The 17589-nt window shown below is 69.4% G+C and carries 16 protein-coding genes; 6 read left to right on the top strand and 10 right to left on the bottom strand.

The window, feature by feature from the left end; all coding sequences use genetic code 11:
* Window positions 1-79: 79 nt before the first annotated feature.
* The gene (locus ACWF0M_RS07645; protein WP_452234814.1) at window positions 80-640 is read left to right on the top strand and encodes a GtrA family protein; all 561 of its coding nucleotides are present in this window, start codon (window positions 80-82) and stop codon (window positions 638-640) included.
* Between the two features lies 1 nt (window position 641).
* Here ACWF0M_RS07645 and ACWF0M_RS07650 read toward each other — a convergent pair whose 3' ends face one another.
* A complete protein-coding gene (locus tag ACWF0M_RS07650; RefSeq protein WP_452234815.1) occupies window positions 642-1559 on the bottom strand; it encodes a hypothetical protein in 918 nt (305 codons plus the stop codon).
* 76 nt (window positions 1560-1635) lie between these two features.
* Between ACWF0M_RS07650 and ACWF0M_RS07655 the strand changes: the two genes are divergently transcribed.
* Window positions 1636-2847: a GNAT family N-acetyltransferase gene (locus ACWF0M_RS07655; RefSeq protein ID WP_452234816.1), complete on the top strand. Its 1212-nt coding sequence runs from the start codon at window positions 1636-1638 to the stop codon at window positions 2845-2847.
* Here ACWF0M_RS07655 and ACWF0M_RS07660 read toward each other — a convergent pair.
* Entirely contained in the window at window positions 2844-3452 is a 609-nt protein-coding gene (locus tag ACWF0M_RS07660) for a PH domain-containing protein (protein ID WP_452234817.1), read from the bottom strand. The genes ACWF0M_RS07655 and ACWF0M_RS07660 overlap by 4 nt on opposite strands.
* A gap of 188 nt (window positions 3453-3640) precedes the next feature.
* On the opposite strand from ACWF0M_RS07660, the gene ACWF0M_RS07665 reads away from it, so the two are divergent.
* Both ACWF0M_RS07665 and ACWF0M_RS07670 read left to right on the top strand, forming a co-directional pair.
* Entirely contained in the window at window positions 3641-5035 is a 1395-nt protein-coding gene (locus ACWF0M_RS07665; RefSeq protein ID WP_452234818.1) for an OFA family MFS transporter, read from the top strand.
* Window positions 5032-5139, top strand: coding sequence for an MFS transporter small subunit (locus ACWF0M_RS07670; protein ID WP_452234819.1), 108 nt, complete (start codon window positions 5032-5034; stop codon window positions 5137-5139). The genes ACWF0M_RS07665 and ACWF0M_RS07670 overlap by 4 nt, the downstream gene beginning before the upstream one ends.
* Here the strand turns inward: ACWF0M_RS07670 and ACWF0M_RS07675 are convergent.
* The 5 genes from ACWF0M_RS07675 to ACWF0M_RS07695 all read right to left on the bottom strand — a co-directional run bounded on the left by ACWF0M_RS07675 (window position 5129) and on the right by ACWF0M_RS07695 (window position 12717).
* Entirely contained in the window at window positions 5129-5941 is an 813-nt protein-coding gene (locus tag ACWF0M_RS07675) for a biotin--[acetyl-CoA-carboxylase] ligase (RefSeq protein WP_452234820.1), read from the bottom strand. The two genes, ACWF0M_RS07670 and ACWF0M_RS07675, sit on opposite strands and share 11 nt — an antisense overlap.
* Window positions 5938-8565 (bottom strand): phosphoenolpyruvate carboxylase, encoded by a 2628-nt coding sequence (locus ACWF0M_RS07680; protein ID WP_452234821.1) that lies wholly within the window; start codon window positions 8563-8565, stop codon window positions 5938-5940. The genes ACWF0M_RS07675 and ACWF0M_RS07680 overlap by 4 nt, the downstream gene beginning before the upstream one ends.
* Window positions 8566-8673: 108 nt before the next feature.
* Entirely contained in the window at window positions 8674-10008 is a 1335-nt protein-coding gene (locus ACWF0M_RS07685) for a hypothetical protein (protein WP_452234822.1), read from the bottom strand.
* Between the two features lie 65 nt (window positions 10009-10073).
* Window positions 10074-10700, bottom strand: a complete 627-nt coding sequence (locus ACWF0M_RS07690) for a TetR/AcrR family transcriptional regulator (RefSeq protein ID WP_452234823.1) — start codon at window positions 10698-10700, stop codon at window positions 10074-10076.
* 259 nt (window positions 10701-10959) lie between these two features.
* Entirely contained in the window at window positions 10960-12717 is a 1758-nt protein-coding gene (locus ACWF0M_RS07695) for a hypothetical protein (RefSeq protein WP_452234824.1), read from the bottom strand.
* 90 nt (window positions 12718-12807) lie between these two features.
* Between ACWF0M_RS07695 and ACWF0M_RS07700 the strand changes: the two genes are divergently transcribed.
* Window positions 12808-14385: an acyl-CoA carboxylase subunit beta gene (locus ACWF0M_RS07700; RefSeq protein ID WP_452234825.1), complete on the top strand. Its 1578-nt coding sequence runs from the start codon at window positions 12808-12810 to the stop codon at window positions 14383-14385.
* Window positions 14382-14582 (top strand): acyl-CoA carboxylase epsilon subunit, encoded by a 201-nt coding sequence (locus ACWF0M_RS07705; RefSeq protein ID WP_452234826.1) that lies wholly within the window; start codon window positions 14382-14384, stop codon window positions 14580-14582. The genes ACWF0M_RS07700 and ACWF0M_RS07705 overlap by 4 nt, the downstream gene beginning before the upstream one ends.
* On the opposite strand, the gene ACWF0M_RS07710 is transcribed toward ACWF0M_RS07705, so the two are convergent.
* The 3 genes from ACWF0M_RS07710 to ACWF0M_RS07720 are packed head-to-tail and all read right to left on the bottom strand — an operon-like array spanning window position 14579 to window position 17492.
* On the bottom strand, window positions 14579-16051 hold the full coding sequence (locus ACWF0M_RS07710) for a M16 family metallopeptidase (RefSeq protein WP_452234827.1): 1473 nt from the start codon (window positions 16049-16051) through the stop codon (window positions 14579-14581). The two genes, ACWF0M_RS07705 and ACWF0M_RS07710, sit on opposite strands and share 4 nt — an antisense overlap.
* A gap of 29 nt (window positions 16052-16080) precedes the next feature.
* The gene (locus tag ACWF0M_RS07715) at window positions 16081-17100 is read right to left on the bottom strand and encodes a hypothetical protein (protein WP_452234828.1); all 1020 of its coding nucleotides are present in this window, start codon (window positions 17098-17100) and stop codon (window positions 16081-16083) included.
* Window positions 17097-17492, bottom strand: coding sequence for a hypothetical protein (locus ACWF0M_RS07720; protein ID WP_452234829.1), 396 nt, complete (start codon window positions 17490-17492; stop codon window positions 17097-17099). The genes ACWF0M_RS07715 and ACWF0M_RS07720 overlap by 4 nt, the downstream gene beginning before the upstream one ends.
* Window positions 17493-17589 lie beyond the last annotated feature (97 nt).

Raw genomic sequence — 17589 nt, forward strand, 5'->3', positions numbered from 1 at the left:
CGGGGTCGGACCGGTCGCCGGGTACCGTGGGAAGCTGCCCTCCCCGTCGCGGTGTGATCACAGAAGGTTCCGAAGCCCGTTGAAGCTCGTCACCACGCTGTACCGCCAGTTCCAGCACCTGGTGCACGAAGTGGCCAAGTTCGGACTGGTCGGTCTGCTCGGTCTGGTCGTCGACCTGCCGATCTACAACTGGCTGGTCTTCAACAACCCGCTGGTGCTCGCCGACTCCGGCGAGGGAATGCTGCACCACAAGCCGCTGACCGCGAAGCTGATCTCGACCACGGTCGCCACGATCGTGACGTACTTCGGCAACCGCTACTGGACGTGGCGGCACCGGGAGCGTTCCGGCCTGCACCGTGAGTACGTGCTGTTCTTCGTGCTGAACGGCATCGGCCTGCTCATCGCGGCCGGCTGCCTCGCGTTCTCGCGGTACGTCCTGGACCTGCACAGCTGGCTGTCCGACAACATCGCCGCGAACTTCATCGGCCTCGGCCTCGGCACCCTGTTCCGCTTCTGGTCCTACCGCAAGTTCGTCTTCAAGGAAGAACTCGCCCTGGACGACGCCGAACACACCCCGGCCCCGGACTCCCCGGCGGAGCTCGACGGGGAGTCCACGGGCGACCTGCCCGTCGTACGCTGAGTCACTCGCCGTTCAAGGGCGCGCCCGGGTCCTTCAGCCGGGCGTAGACGTTGTCGGCAAAGGTTGCGGGGACCTTGCCCAGCGACTGGATCACCGTGCTGGTCCCGGTGAAGCGCCCGACGGCATACAGGTAGGCCGAGTCGGTGTCCTTGTCGATGCCGAGCAGGATGGTGCCGTAGACACCGCATTTCTGTGCGACCAAGGTTTCGAAGCCCTGCCAGGTGCGGCTGCGGACCTGCTTCACCACCGGCTTCATCGGTGAGCCGGTCGGAATGTGGATCGTGTAGAGCGCACCGCCACGGGTGTTCGCGACAAAGGTGTCGTAGGTCGCCGACTTGCTGACCAGGGCCATCGACTTCACCGAGCTGAAGCCAGGCGTGGACCCGGTACTGCGCCAGACGCCCTTGCTGCTGACGCTCCACCGGAAGAGCACGCCGTCACTGCGCAGGCCGTAGACGTTCCAGCGCGAGACACCCCCCTCGGTCGGACCTTGGTACTCGGCCTCCTCCACCGTCGTGAAGTTCCCCCAGCCGCCACCGATCCGCCGTAAGATCGCCGGAGGGTTGTCGACGATCCCGTCGCCGTGCGCGTCGTACACCGCCTGGTAGAGCGCGTCGCCGATGACGACGTAGCCGTACACGGAGTATTGAGAGCCGTCAGGGCCCTGGTCGATGAGGACCGACATCGAGGCCATCACCTTCACCCGGCCCGCCGCGAACGCTCCACGCCCGAGGGCTTGGCCGGTCGCCGTGGGCGGCCTGGTGGACAGGATGCCGATGTTGTTGTGGTCACCTGCCGCGGTGACCGACGAAGCCGACGTGCCGCAGTTGTCCGCTGATGTGGCGGACGCTGTACCAGCGGGAACCAGGACTGCGGCGGCGAGTAGGGCCGCCGCCGTTGTTGCGAGTGGTTTGATCATTGGTCCACCCCCTTCTATCTACCTTGATGGTCCTAAACGGGCGGCGGTTGTCGGTGGGGCGTGTGAAGATGCGGGGATGAGCGAGATCCAGGTGCGGGCGGCGCAGGCGGGCGAGTACGGCGCGGTGCAGGCGGTGTTCGGTGGGGCGATGATGTTCGACCCGAAGCCGGACGAGCTCTGGGAGCAGCTGTTCGAGCCGGAGCGGGCGTTGGTGGCGACCGACGGTGGACAGGTCATCGGAACGACCAGGGCGTTGACGAGGGAGTTGTCGGTGCCTGGTGCCGTGGTGGACGCTGCGCATGTGACCGGCGTCGGCGTGCAGCCTACGCATCGCCGGCGCGGGGTGATGTCCCAGCTGATCGGGCGGCAGTTGCGCGAGGTGCCGGAGGCGATCGCCGTCCTGTGGGCGAGCGAGCCGGCGATCTACGGGCGGTTCGGGTACGCCCCGGCCGCGTGGGGCCTGGAGTACACCGTCGACCTGCACCGTGTTGGTCCACCAAACGACCGGATCCGTCCGGGTGAGCTCGGTCTACTGACCGCGGACGAGGCACTCAAGGAGCTGCCGGCGATCCTGCACAGGCTGCAGACGCAACGACCCGGGGTGTCCGGGCGGTCCGACCTGCGGTGGCAGGCCCGCCTGCAGGACAAGCCGGACAATCGGGGCGGGCGGACCGAGCGCCGGATTCTGGTTCACCGCGACGAGACCGGAAGCATCGACGGGTACGCGCTCTGGTGGGGCAAGCTGAGCTGGGGCCCGACCGGCCCGGCGAACGAGGTGTCCGTCGAAGAGCTGGTCGCACTGGAACTCCCGGCGTACAAGGCACTCTGGCAGCACCTGCTGACAATGGACCTGAGCGCGAAGCTCACCTACGAGTACGCCGCCTTGGACGAGCCGCTCCAGCAACTCGTCACGTACCCGACCGCCCTGGAGCGCCGCCTCGGCGAATCGCTGTGGCTGCGCGTGACCGACGTACCGCGAGCACTCCAGCAGCGGCAGTACGCCGTACCGGTCGACGTCGTCCTCGACGTGACCGACGACCTGATCGAGGCGAACACCGGCCGCTTCCACCTGACCGCCGACGAGTCGTCGGTCAACTGCGAACGCACCGACGCCCCCGCCGACCTCACCCTCTCGATCGCCGCGCTAGGCGCGACCTACCTCGGCGGCCGCCCCCTCACCGAGTTCGCACCGACAGGCCGAGTCACCGAGCACACGCCCGGCGCACTCAACCGCGCGACAGCCGCCTTCAACTGGCCGATCGCACCGGTCAGCCTGGAGGTCTTCTAGCGGTCGTCTGAGCTGAAGATCGTGCCGCCGTCGTCGCTCGGAGGCTGCTGCTGGGGGCGGCGGCGCATGTGTTCGGGGGGTTGTTCGTTTTCGAGGATTCCGTCGCCGGGTTTGCCTTCGGGGCCGCCGAAGAGGAGGTCGGACATCTGCAGGTGGACGTGTTCGACGTGCGGTACGTCGGGGAGTACGACCTGACCGCGTTCGCCGGCGGACTCGATGTGCAGGGTGCCGCAGCCGAGGATGCGGTCCACCAGGCCGTGCTCGTAGGACACGTCGTTGATCCGCATCAGCGGGATGTCCCGGCCGGTCCGGGTGAGGATGCCGTGCCGGGTGATCAGCCGCCGGTTGGTGATCGTGTACGTCGAGAAGAACCAGTTCAGGAACGGTTTCAGCGCGAAGGTCGCGACGACCACCACGCCGACCGCGAGGATCGCGATCCGAGCGGGGGTCTGCAGCGACCCGGACGGCACGATCGCGGCCAGGAAGCCGCCCAGGGCCGCCACCACCAGCAGGAGGAAGACCGGCCCGATCAGCGCCTTCCAGTGCGTCCGGGTGCTGACGACGACGTACTCGTCCTCACCCAACAACTTCGCCGAGATCGCCATGGCCCCAGTCTCACAGGTACCGGGTTCCCTTGTCCCCTCCCGACACGACCGAGCCCCTCGTCGGTTCGTACCCGATCGGGCGACCGCCACTCCCGATGGGGAAGGGAAGAGGTTTAACACTCACAAAATGCATACAGTGAGCCAGGATGCGCGAGGGGTTATCAGCTGGGGGATGAGAGGGAGCCGTGATGGCAGTCTTGTCGATTCTCGACCGGGAGCACACCGTCGCACCGCCGGGCTACAGCCGCTGGCTGATCCCGCCGGCTGCACTCGCCGTTCACCTGTGCATCGGCCAGGCGTACGCGACCAGCGTCTACAAGACGTCGATGGTGAAGCACTTCGGCAGTAGCCTGACCGCGGTCGGTGTGGTGTTCAGCATCGCGATCGTGATGCTCGGCCTGTCGGCCGCCGTCGGCGGCACCTGGGTCGAACGCAACGGCCCGCGGAAGGCGATGTTCGTCGCCGCCTGTTTCTGGGCGACCGGGTTCCTGGTCGGCGCCCTCGGCATCGGCACCGGGCAGCTCTGGCTGCTCTATCTCGGGTACGGCGTGATCGGCGGTATCGGTCTCGGGATCGGCTACATCTCGCCGGTGTCCACGCTGATCAAGTGGTTCCCGGACCGCCCGGGGCTCGCGACCGGCCTGGCGATCATGGGATTCGGCGGCGGCGCACTGGTCGCCAGCCCGCTGTCCCGCCAACTGCTCGGGCTGTACGACTCCAAGTACGACCCGAACGTCAGTACGTCGGTAGCGGGCGGCGGCGCCCTCGTCGGGCTGTTCGTCACCCTGGGCGTCGGCTACTTCATCATCATGATGTTCGGCGTGTTCAACATCCGCGTCCCCGCCGACGGCTGGACGCCGGAGGGTTTCGACCCCAAGACCGTGCAGCAGAAGGCGCTCGTCACCACCGCGAACGTCTCCGCGGCGAACGCGATCAAGACGCCGCAGTTCTGGTTCCTGTGGGTCGTGCTGTTCTGCAACGTGACCGCGGGCATCGGCATCCTCGAGCAGGCCAGTCCGATGATCCAGGACTTCTTCCGCGGCGACGGCGGTAAATCGAGCGTCGCGGTCGCCGCGGCGGCCGGGTTCGTCGGTCTGCTGTCGATCTTCAACATGGCCGGCCGGTTCGGCTGGTCCTCGACGTCCGACGTGATCGGGCGGAAGCCGATCTACGCGATGTACCTCGGCGTCGGGATCGTCGCGTACGCGCTGCTGGCGACCGTCGGGCACACCAGCACAGTGGTCTTCGTGCTGCTGGCCGCGGTCATCATCTCGTTCTACGGCGGCGGGTTCGCGACCGTTCCGGCGTACCTGCGGGATCTGTTCGGCACCTATCAGGTCGGCGCGATCCACGGCCGGCTGCTGACCGCGTGGTCGGCGGCCGGGATCGCCGGGCCGCTGATCATCAACGGGTTCCTGGACCGCGAGGGCAAACCGGGCACGCTGACCGCGTCGGCGTACCGGCCGGCGCTGTTCACGATGGTCGGCGTGCTGGCCGTCGGGTTCGTCGCGAACCTGCTGATCCGCTCGGTCTCCGAGCGATTCCACGAGAAGTCCGAGTCCACGGTGGAGGCCGCACAATGAACCAGACCCCGCGCCTGGTGATCTCCTGGCTACTGGTCGCCGTACTCCTCGGATACGGGATCGTCCAGACCCTGATCACCGCAGCCAAGCTCTTTACGCACTAGTTCGCAGGTGGGTGACGTCCCCGGCGGCGAGCGGTCGTACGCCGTCGGGGGTGTCTACGATCAGGCGACCGTCGTCGGCGAGGTCACGCGCTGTGCCTTCGAGGAAGGTGCCGTCGGGGAGCTCCACACGCACTGCCTGACCCAGGGTCGCCGACAGTTCGCGGTACTCCGGGAGAACCACCTCCGCGTCGCCGTTGGCGTTCACCCAGGACTGGTAGCGAGAGGCGAGCTCACGCAGTACTGCCGCCATGACGGTGGCTCGGTCAGTCGTGGCCGCCTTCTCCAGCGCTAGCGACGTTGCGGCCTCGTGCGGCTTCTCATCCGAGCGCAGCGTCACGTTCAGGCCGATGCCGATGACGGCGGCGGGGCCCTCGACGCGCTCCAGCAGGATGCCGGCGAGCTTGCGGTTCTCGACCAGTACGTCGTTCGGCCACTTCACCTGCGCCGGAATCTCACCGACCTGCCGCACGGCCGCGGCCACTGCCAGCGGGACCAGCAACCCCAGCCAGGGCCACCGCGACGCCTCTACCGTGGTCGGCCGTAGCAGGGCCGACATCAGCAGGGCAGAGCGCGGCGGTGTGGTCCACGTACGTCCCAGGCGCCCGCGACCGGACGACTGGTACTCCGCAGCAACAACAAGCCCCTCTGGCTGACCAGCTGCAGCCGCAGCTGCCACAACAGCGTTCGTCGACGGTGTCTCCGTGAGTACGTCGATCTGCGTCCACAGCGCACCGGGACGCACCAGCCGCCCCCGCAGGAACTGCTCATCCAGCGGGGGCCGCTCCAGGTCGTTGAAGCTCATCCGGTGTTCTGCAGACCGGCAGCGACGCCCGAAACGGTCAGCAACAGCAGCCGTCGAGTGCGGACGATCTGAGCCTCGTCAAGTGAGTCATCGGTGCGCAGCGTCCGCAGTGCCCGCAGCTGCAGGTAGCTGAGCGCGTCGACGTACGGGTTGCGTAGCTCGACCGCACGGCCCAGCACTCGGCGTCCTTGCAGCAGGCGCTCCTGGTCGAGCACCTTGAGCACCCACTCGGTGGTGAGCGCATGCTCGTCCAGCATCTGCTGCGTCAGCTCCGGCCGGTCGCCCAGCTCCAGGTAGCGGCCGAGGATGCGCCGGTCCGTCTTGGCCAGCGACATCTCCGCGTTCTCCAGCATCACCTGGAACAGCGGCCAGTTATGGTTCGCGTCCCGCAGCAGGTCGACGTCCCCGACCGCAGCGAGCGCCGTACCGAGGCCGTACCAACCAGGGGCGTTCACACGGGCCTGCGACCACGCGAACACCCACGGGATCGCCCGCAGGTCCTCCAGCGACGACACCGCGACACCACGCCGAGCAGGTCGCGAGCCGAGGGGCAACTGGCCCAGCTCCTCCAGCGGCGTCACGGTGCTGAACCACTCCGCGAAGCCGTCCGCCTTCACCAGCCGGTGGTACGCCGTACGCGCTGCCTCATCGAGCGTCTTCTCGACGACAGCGAACCGCTCAGCTGCGACCAGTGCCCGCTCCTCCACCGCCGGTGTCGACGCCAGCAGTGTTGCCGCAGTCACCTGCTCGATGTGCCGCTGAGCGATCGCCGAGTTCCCGTACCGGGCCGGAATCGCCTCGCCCTGCTCGGTCAGCTTGAACCGCCCACCCACCGATCCAGGAGCCTGCGCCAGTACGGCGCGGTTCGCCGGACCACCGCCACGCCCCAGCGCGCCACCGCGGCCGTGGAACAGTGTCAGCCGGATCGCGTTGCGCTGCGCCCACGCGGTGATCCGCGCCTGCGCGTCGTACAACGCCAGTGTCGCCGACACCGGTCCGACGTCCTTCGCGGAGTCGGAGTACCCGAGCATGACCTCGAAGCGCCGGTCGTTCGCAGTGAGCCGGTGCCGGACCCTGGTGAGCTGGATCGCGTTGTCCAGCACCTCCACGGAGTTCTGCAGGTCCTCACCGGTCTCGAACAGCGGTACGACGTCCAGCTCGATCGGACGCCCGTCGAGCGCCGCGTCGGCCAGCTCGTACACAGCGGCCAGGTCGCCGGCGTTGCGGGTGAACGAGACGACGTACCGGCGGCAGGCCTCGGGACCGAAGCGCTGCTGGATCTGACCGATCACCCGGAGTGTGGCGAGTACCTCCTCCGTCTGGTCGGACAGGTCGCCATCGCTGAGCACTTCCTCCAGCGCCTTGGCGTGCACAGAGGAGTGCTGGCGGACCTCCAGCTCGGCCAGGTGGAAGCCGAACGAGTTCACCTGCCAGATGAGCTCCTGCAGCGAGCCGTACGCCTGGCGTGGTGCACCAGCGGTCACCAGCGAGTCCTGCAGGACCTTGAGCTCGTGCAGGAAGTCAGCGGCCCGCGGGTACCCGAAGTCGGCGTCGCGGGCGCGGGTCGCGGCCAGCCGGCGCGCAGCGAGCAGCAGCAGCTGCCGGTGCGGCTCGGCCGGCGAGCGGGTCTCGAGGTCGGTGATCAGGTCCGGGTTGACCGCGCGGGCGTCTTCGAGGAGCCGGCGTACGGGTGCCGACGGCGGTGTGGTCGCTGCGTCCAGAGTCAGCGCGCGGCCGAGCGTCTCGGTGGCCTGCTCGAGCGCCCGGAGGACGTGGTCGGCCTGGATCTGCATTGCCTCCCGGGTGATCGCCGCGGTCACGTTCGGGTTGCCGTCGCGGTCGCCGCCGATCCACGAGCCCAGGTGGACGAACGGCGCCACCACAGGCGTCCGCGTCCCGGCCTCGTCACCGGCCAGCGCGTCGTCCAGCCGCCGGTACACGTTGGGGACGACGTCGAACAGGGTCTCCTCGAACACCGCCATCGCCGAGCGCACCTCGTCCAGCGGCGAGGGGCGGCTGGTGCGGAGTTGCGACGTACGCCAGAGGATGTCGACCTGCTCGACCAGGCGGCGACGGTTCTCCGCCAGGTCGCTGTCACCGGCGCGCGGGTCGTGGCGCTCGTCCAGCAGCGAGGTGATCCGCCGGATCGTGGCCAGTACGGCGCGACGCCGGGCCTCCGTCGGGTGTGCGGTCAGCACGGGCCGGAACTCCAGGCCGTTCAGCAGTGCGCGGGCCTGCTGCTCGCCGGTGTCGCGGGTGATCTGCTCCACCGCCTGGGCCAACTCGGACACCACGGCCTCGCTGCCGGCGCGGTCGCGCTCCCGCAGGACCCGGGCCCGGTGCAGCTCTTCGCTCAGGTTCGTCAGGTGGAAGTAGCAGGCGAACGCACGGGCGACGTCCTCGGCGCGCTCGTGCGGCCAGGACGCGACCAACTGCTCGGCCCCGGCGCCGTCACCGGCGATGGTCAGCTCGCGCAGCTGCTCGACGTCGTCGAGCAGCGGCTGACCGGCGTACTCGACCAGAACCTTGCCAAGGATCTCGCCGAGCAGGCGGACGTCGGCCCTGAGTTCCTCAGGCACCTCGAACCGCGCGCGGGTACGGGTCTCACTTCCGGTCTCGCTCACGTTCGCCCACCCTATCGGCGGACGCCCATCCACGCTGCAGAGTCCAACCACTGGAAGCCGATCGTGACCGCCAATTGTTACTACGCAGTCAGCTACTTCACAGTATTTTCACTCCGCCCGGCCGCCGCGTTCCGGCTGGGTCTTGGCGGGCTGGTACTGACGGATGTCCTCGCTGGTGATCAGCGTCACCGACTGGCCCGACGCAGCGGCGGACTCGGCCACCCGCGCCCAGTCCTGGGCGGTAGCCCGTTCGGCCTGATGCTGGACCACCTGCCAGTCGATCGGCTGCCCGGCCCACGCATCCGCCTCCTGCCGTACGCCGTCCGAGATCCGGCCACCCATCCGCTGCTCATGCGCCCAACGGATCGCATTCGGGGTCCGGGCCTGTTCGTACAGCGCATCGAGCTGCGGAGCCAGTTCTGGGCGGTGCTCCTTGGCTCCCTCGACGACCCGCCGGGTCAGCTCCGGGTGCGTCGCCTCGGCGATCTCGCCGTACCGCTCGTCGTGGACCCGCCGGGTGAAGGCGCCCTCGGCCGATACCACGGTCTCCTGCTCGTACCGGCCGTAGCCGTACTCCGGCACGGTGTCGTCCCGGACAGAAAGCTGGACGGCCTGATCTGCATCCATCGACACCCGCGGGGCTTCGTTGCGATCGATGGTCCGCTCGTAGCCGGCTGCCAGCGCGCGCAGCTCGTCGTCGGCGACGCCCGCCGTACTGAGGTCTTCCAACGCCTTGCCCAGGTGCTGCGGATACATCAGGAGGCCGAGGTCGTACTCCGTTTCGACCGACCGGAAGTCTCCGTCGGCGGACAACGGGTACACGCCGCCTTCCGCGGAGATTCCGGCCGGGATCTCCGCCTGCCATCCGTCCGGACCGAGCCGGGCCTGCTGACCGGACGGCTCCGCCGCGGCGGTCTCGATCACCGGAAGCTCGCGCGCTGCCGCGAACTCCGTGAGCCACTCCGCGTCCCAGGCGCTCACCGGGCCGGCGCCGTCCGCGCGCTGCGGAACGACCACGCCGGCGATCTGCACGCCGGCGCCGAAGGTGGTGTTGAGCGGCACCGGTGAACCCGTACGATGCCCTTCCGCCAGCAGCTGGTCACCGGTGACGGGACCTTCGGACGTCCACGACAGGTGGATGCGCTCCGGCGGCATCGCGATGATCAGCCCGCCGTGCACCGGCGGATGACTCTCGTCGATCAGCACCGGCTTGTGCGACAGGTGCCGATCGCGGTCGGCATCCCACGGCTCTCGTACGCCGACCCGGTCGGGGTTCACCACGAACGGGTCCGGCGGCACCGCTTGAGCGATCCGGGTGTCCGAGCCGACCAGCGCGCCGAGCTTCGTCCCACGGGCAGTCAACGGCACGACGACGTACCGCCATCCAGGTCCGTGCTCGCGCGGATCGGTGTCGCCGAGCAGTTCGTGAGATGCCGAAGGCATGGCCCTCCTCGTCGCAGCGGCCGTCGGATCCGGCCATCGTCCGGGGAACCTATCGTGGCGACGGCTCAGATGTTGCCGAAGCCGCCGCCGACGACCTGGGAGACGGTTTTCGCCAGCTCGGCCGGGCTCCTGTCGGTGCCGTCGGCCACCAGCATGCGGGCGCAGGCCTCGATCATCGAGGCGAGCAGCTCGGCCAGGACCGGCAGGTTCGCGTCCGGGTCGGTGACGCCGGGCAGGGACTGCACCAGCGTCAGGCGCAGGCTCTCGACCAGGAACGCGCGGGCGGCGAGGACGCGCTCGGCGACGACGGGCGCAGCGCCGTACTGCGCGCCGAAGACGATCCGCCACGACTGCGGCTGCTTGGCGACGGCGGTGAGGAACGCGGTCGCACCCTCGAGGACGTGCTCCTCCGGGGTGCCGACGCTCGGGTCCGCGGGCAGCGCGGCGACGATCGAGACGACCAGGTGCTGCTCCTCGCGGGCGAGCAGGGCCAGCAGCAGCTCGTCGCGGTTCGCGAAGCAGTCGTAGACGACCGGTTTGGTCACCCCGGCTGCGTCCGCGACCGACTGCATCGTCGTACCGGCGTACCCCTTCGCGGAGAACACCTCGAGCGCGGCGTCCAGAACGAGCGGACGGCGGCGCTCCGGACCGAGGTGCGGCGCGCGCCGGCGTCTCTCAGCGTGCTCGACCACTTGACAAAGCTATCGCATCGTAGGAAATTCCTACGGTCCGGTAGGAACTGCCGCGGGGGTGGTCGATGGCCGCGCGAGGCAGTGCCGGGTGGCTCGAGTCCGACGGCCTCACCGCCCTGGACGCCAGTGAGCTCGCCCGACTGGTCGACCGGACGTCGGAGCGGGAGCTCCGGCATCGACTCATCGGGGGTGTACGAGAGATCGCGTTGCGCGAGATCTTTCGCCGGATGCCGGAGCACCTCCGACCCTCTGTAGATGCCTAGCGGTCGCGGGCTGGGCTCGAGTTGCCTTGGATGGTCTTCGCGGTCGTCGTGGGCGTGCTCGCCGTAGTAGCGGTGTTCGGGCGGGTCAACGCGGTGTCGACGGCGAACCGGGCGGGCGAGTCGGGAGCGAGCGTGTGGGCGTACGCCTTGCGCCCGAGTTCGTGGCCGTGCATCAGCGCCTGGCTCGCGGTGGCGGTGGGTGGCAGGTCCGCGAAGCCGCGGTCGACCGTCTCGGCAATCGCGCGTACGGCGTCCGGCCGCGCGGACTCCGCGAGCCCTGAATCGGCGACCAGCAACTCGCCCGCAGTGGTTCCGAAGTCGGCGCTGCCCGCCATCCGGCGCAGGGACTCGCTCGGCTCGGCGTCCAGGCCCTTCACGTTGTCGACAGCGTTCGCAAAGCCACGTACGACCTGGCCGTCCCTGGTATCGGCATGCGGCGGCTCGGGCGTCATCACCTGGGCAGCCAGCTCCGGCGGCAACGTCCGTACGACGACCTCGTTGAAGTTCTGCGCCGCGAACTCGGCACTGACCGCCCGCTCGGCCGGCGTGAACTCCTTCTCGGTCATCCTGGCGAGCAGGCCCTCCTCCCGAGTCTGCCCGGCCATCAGCGCGTACTCCGCTGCCACCTCCAGGAGCGCCTCACGCGCACCACGGACCTGCTCGGGCGTCAGCTCGCTCGCCCCGTGCCTCGTCAGTTGGTGCAGCTCGCTCCGAGCGTCTTGGCTGAGGAAGAGCGTCCCGTCGAGCGACTGGGTGGTCCGGGTCGTCATGTCCGGCCACGGGGCATTTTCACCGTTCCACGGCGACACCTGCGTGCCGGTCAGCTCGCCGACCGTCCCGTGAACGCGCTGCAGCAGGTCGTCCCGCGACTGCGGACGCTCGGCCGGCAGGCCCGGCAGTCGCGACTCCGCGGGCTGCTCCCAGTAGCCGATCTTCTGCAGGTCTGCTTCCAGCTTGGCCACCTCGTCGCGCGCGATCCCGCCCGCCGCGTCGATCGGGTCGACGCCTCCGGCGATATCCCTGGTCCGGTACTCCACCACCTGGGTCAGTTCCCGCTCCGCGGCGCGCTCCAGGTTCCGGTCACCGAACCCTGCCTCGATGGTTCTGGTCAGCTGCCGATGAATCCTCGCCTGCTGCCCCTCCGGCAGTCGCGCATAGTCGATGCGCACCTCCAGCAGCATCGCGGCCGCCTCGTGCGCCGCCCCACCGTGGCCCGCGGCAACGAGTCGCTTCAGCACCGCGTCTTCGCCGGTGGCGGTCCGCGCCCCGATCGCGACGGCCATCGCCCGCGCGGCCGCGATGTCCCCCTCGAGCTGCGGCGGTGCGAACCGCCCGAGGTCGTCCTGCTGCCCGTTGTCGAACAGGTCCGCGACCAGTCGGGGTGTCGCGTTGGCGGCGTACGCCCGGGTGACACCTCTCGCCAACCGGTCCCGGGCCGCGGTGTCGGTAGCCGGCGGCAACGACGGGTCCGGTTCGAGTGCGGCCGCACACAGCGCGACCAGTTCGGTCAGCCCGGCGCGGGCGTCCTCCCGCCGGTCGTACCATCGCCCTTGGGTGCCGGAGATCGAATGGAGCGAGGTCGCGAGCCGTCCCGGGAGGTCCAGGTTGTCGGCGAGCGGTTGGATCATCTCCTCATGCCCCTTGCTCAGCTTGAGCGTCTGCCCGCGCCGGAGCGAGGACACGCCCTCGACACTGTCCAGCACGACGAGCTGGTTGACCTTCTGGACGAGCTTGTCGACATTCGCGTCAGCCACGTGCGGAACCTACCGCCGGACCGGTTCAGTTCGCCGCTTGCGAGCGACGTCACAGGCGGTACGGCGTACTGGCGCGTAGGCTGCCCGTTCATGGGAGAGACCGTGAACATCCACACCACCGCCGGGAAGATCGCGGACCTCGAGCAGCGGCTCGACGACGCCGTCCACGCCGGGTCGGAGCGTGCGGTGGAGAAGCAGCACGCCCGCGGTAAGAAGACCGCGCGTGAGCGGATCACGCTGCTGCTGGACGAGGGCTCCTTCTCCGAGCTGGACGAGTTCGCGCGGCACCGCTCGACGAGCTTCGGGCTGGACGCGAACCGCCCGTACGGCGACGGCGTGGTGACCGGGTTCGGCACCATCGACGGCCGTCAGGTGTGCGTGTTCGCGCAGGACTTCACGGTCTTCGGCGGTTCGCTCGGTGAGGTCTTCGGCGAGAAGATCGTCAAGGTGATGGACCTGGCGATGAAGATCGGCTGCCCGCTGATCGGCATCAACGACTCCGGCGGCGCCCGGATCCAGGAAGGCGTGGTGAGTCTCGGCCTGTACGGCGAGATCTTCCGGCGCAACGTCCGCGCGTCCGGGGTGATCCCGCAGATCTCGCTGATCATGGGCCCGTGTGCCGGCGGCGCGGTGTACTCGCCCGCGGTCACCGACTTCACCGTGATGGTCGACGAGTCGTCGTACATGTTCATCACCGGCCCGGACGTGATCAAGACCGTCACCGGCGAGGACGTCTCGCAGGAGGAGCTCGGCGGCGCCCGGACGCACAACACCAAGTCCGGCAACGCGCACTACCTCGGGTCCGACGAGGAGGACGCGATCGAGTGGGTGAAGGCCCTGGTCGGTCACCTCCCGCAGAACAACCTCGAGGACCCGCCGGTGTACGACGCCCCGGCCGATCTCGAGCCCACCGAGACGGACCTCGCGCTCGACACGCTCGTACCCGACTCGCCGAACCAGCCGTACGACATGCACACCGCGATCGAGGCGGTCGTCGACGACGGCGACTTCCTCGAGGTGCAGACGCTGTTCGCGCCGAACATCGTCGTCGGCTTCGGCCGGGTCGAGGGCCGCCCGGTCGGCGTGGTCGCGAACCAGCCGATGCAGTTCGCCGGCACCCTCGACATCGACGCCTCCGAGAAGGCGGCCCGGTTCGTCCGGACCTGCGACGCGTTCAACGTGCCGATCCTGACGTTCGTCGACGTACCGGGTTTCCTGCCCGGCACCGACCAGGAGTGGAACGGCATCATCCGCCGCGGCGCCAAGCTGATCTACGCGTACGCCGAGGCGACCGTCCCGATGATCACCGTGATCACCCGGAAGGCGTACGGCGGCGCGTACGACGTGATGGGCTCCAAGCACCTCGGCGCCGACATGAACATCGCCTGGCCGACCGCGCAGATCGCGGTGATGGGTGCTCAGGGCGCGGTCAACATCCTGCACCGCCGCGAACTCGCCGCGGCCGAGGACGTCGAGTCCCGCCGCCAGGAGCTGATCACCGAGTACGAGGACCACCTGGCGAACCCGTACATCGCGGCCGAACGCGGCTATATCGACGCCGTCATCAAACCGAGCGAGACCCGCGCCGAGATCATCCGCGCCCTCCGCCTGCTCCGCACCAAACGCGACACCCTGCCCCCGAAGAAGCACGGGAACATTCCACTGTGACCACCATCAAGATTGCTAAGGGCAACCCGACGCCCGAAGAGCTCGCCGCGCTGGTCGCGGTGGTCGCCGCGCGCGCCGCCGTACCCGCTCCGGCCCCCGACCCGGACCGAGCCGGAAACTGGGCCACCTACTGGCGCAATGCCCGCACCCCGTTGCGCCCCGGCCCCGGCCAGTGGCGCGCCTCAGCCCATCCCTAGTCGTCGCTGACGAGCTTCGACTCGTCGAACCAGAGCTCGGCCGGGACGCGGCTGGTCAGTTCCTCGAGGACCGCGGTGGCGCCGCGGAACATGTCGGGGTCGACGGGGATCGTGCAGCCGTTGGCGCCGAACACCAAGGTGATGCCGTCAGGGCTGCGCATGACGCCGGCGACCTCGTCCCACCGGATCTGGTGGATGCCGTCGTAGTCGCGCAGGACGATCGCGTCGTCGGTGCGGACCCACAACATCGAGCGGGCCTCCTTGACGAACGCCCGCGCGGTCAGCGGCGGCTTGAAGGTGCGCCCGGCCGGCAGTTCGGCGATCACCGGGCACGCGGACGCGAGCGTGAACCCGGCCGCCTGCCACACCTCCAGGGCGTGCTCGTCGCCGTACCCGATCGCGCCTGACAACGCGGTCTTGAGTACGGCGGCGATATCCGACGACTGCACCGCCGCGAGCCGCGTCGCGTCCACCAGCGGCAACTCGGGCTCGCCGATGATCCGGCTCATCGCGTTGCTGAAGGCTCGCCGTACGTCGGGATCGTCGGCGGCCAGGTTCTCCTCGGCGCGCGCGATCTGGTGCGCCAGCTCGGCCGGCGTCGGCCCGTTCTCCGCGAGGTCGGTCAGGGCCTCGACGACCGCGCGGGACACCGCGTCCTCGCTGCCTTCGCGCGCCTCGGCGTACACGATCCAGTCGCTCCACCCGTCCGGCCCGGCGACGAGGTCGACACCGATCTCGTAGCTGTGTCCGCCGACGAAACGGCACTTCTCCTCGATCCGCTGCCGCAGCGTCATGATCGTGAGCGTCGACAGGCGTACGTCGTCGTCCGGCGGCAGGGTCAGCAGTACGCCGGACGCGGGAATGCCGTGCCCGACCACGACCGGCCCGTCGAAGGACCGCGCAGCCGGCAGCACCCGAGCCGGAGCCGGACCGCTCGGCAACGCGAGCTCGAGACCCTCGGGGAGCGTGCCGGTCACCTGCAGCACCGCGTTCGCCGGGACGAACCACTCGTTCGCGAACGAGAGCACGTGCTCCGGCGTCAGCCCGTCGTACCCGGGCCCTTCCAGCCAAGCGAGTCCGGGACCGCGAGCGCCGTACCGGACGTACAGGAGCAAGGCCACGACCGGATGCACGACATTGCCCTCCTCCGCGGTCAGCACGCGCGCTTCCAGGTCGAGCCGGTCGACCGGCGGCGCGGCGAGCGCGCGACACAGGCGATCCAGGAACTCACCCACGCGCGCCGATGACCCCGACGCCACGAAGGTCGTCGTCAGCAGGTCGACCTCTGCGTTCATCTCGATCGGCAGGTCACGGACGGCGTACATCACCAGATGCTCGAGGGCGTGCGCGACCCCGATGGTGCGCAGCGTCTCGTCGCGGCTCCCGACGGCAAAGGTCAAGGTGACATCGGTATGCCGCTGCGCCTCAGGGTGCCGCACGACCCGAACCCCGTTGATGTACTCATCCACGCAGCGAACCCTAGCCCTCGGATCCCGCGTCACCGTCCGCCTCGCCCGCCGGGGCCGTCCTTACCGTTCCCGAGGCCAGGTCCGCCCGACCCGCTGCCCGGCTTCTCCTGATCCGGCGTCGGCCTGGAACCGACCGCTCCCGCTGCGGGCGCGATCCCCTGGTCGAACGTGAGACCGCCGAAGTCCGCCATCTGGGTGTAGAACTGCTCGCCGGTGCAGACCTTCTCGATCGCGCGGGCCGCGATCCGTTCGCCGCGCTGCATCCCGGCCGTCCGGGCCGTCGGTACGTCGGAAAGTCCCGCGAAGCCCGCACCGATGGCGCCGGCGAGCTCGTTGCGGAAGGCGGCCGCACGCTCCGGATCCTTCAACAGCTCAGGCAGCCGGGTCCGGCTGATCATCAACCCGGCCAGCGCATCCGCCCGGCGGGAGGCCGATTCGCGCGCGCCGGTCCGCAGTACGTCGATGGCGCGCAGTCCCTCGAACTCGGCCGACAGCTCGGCGGCGAACGTGCCGGCCGCGATCGTCCACCCGGGATAGGACGGCAACACCGGCTCGGGGGCGGCGGCGATCGCGCGCGCCAGCGGCACGGCCAGCTCGGGCGGCAGAACCCGCTCGATGATTCCGGGCAGCTCCTGCTGCGTGAGCGCCTCGATGAAGCCCTCCTCGGCGGGATCCTGCTCGTCGCGGTCCAGGTCGCTGATCCGGTCCGCCATCGTCCAGCCGGCCGGGGCGGTCAGGTGCCCGAGCTCGTGTACGGCGGTCTTGATCGCGCGCCGGCACTCCTGCGCGAACTTCGGGTCGGACAGTGCGGCCGGGCCTTCGGCGTACAGGCGTCGCAGTGGTTCCACCACCAGTGGACGGCTGAGCAGCAGCCGTCCGTCCTCGGTCGCCCGGCCCCGGACGTCCAGCTCGTACTCGGACGGCACGTAGTCGATCCGGCCGTTCCAGAGTGTCGCTTCGGCCTGGTGGCTGCGCATCACCTCGGCCGCGAGGCGATCCCACAGGCCGTCGAAGCCCGGAACCTCACTGGCCGGGTCGCGGCGCATCATTGCCGCTCGATCCGCTCCAGCACTCCCAGCAGAGTCGCGTTCAGGTCGAGCGCGGCAGCTCGCTCGGCGTCGGTCGGCGCGGCGGCCGCGATCCTGGCGACCTCGTGGATCCCGGCCTCGACGTGGGCGCGCTGCTCGGCCGGTGTACCGGCGGGGAGGCGCCTCGCGCGCAGCATCGCCTCGAACGCGAGGTCGACCGTCTCGCTGTGCGGCGCGGTCACCTCCAGCAGCATGCGCTCGGTGGCCTCCAGGTACCGCTGGGCTTTCGCCGGATCGTCCTGCACCGTCGCAGCCAAGCCGCGCAACCGCTCGACGCCGGCCTTGAAAGCCACTACGTCCTCAGCATCACTCACGACCTCGGATCGCACCACGTAGAACTCCTCGAACCGCATGCACGCGATCATGACACAGCGACCCGCTGCCAGCTCTGTCATCACCACCTTGTGCACCACGTCCGTACGCCGCGGCGACCAACGCACGGATCTGGTG

It is taken from the genome of Kribbella sp. NPDC055110, assembly GCF_053607525.1.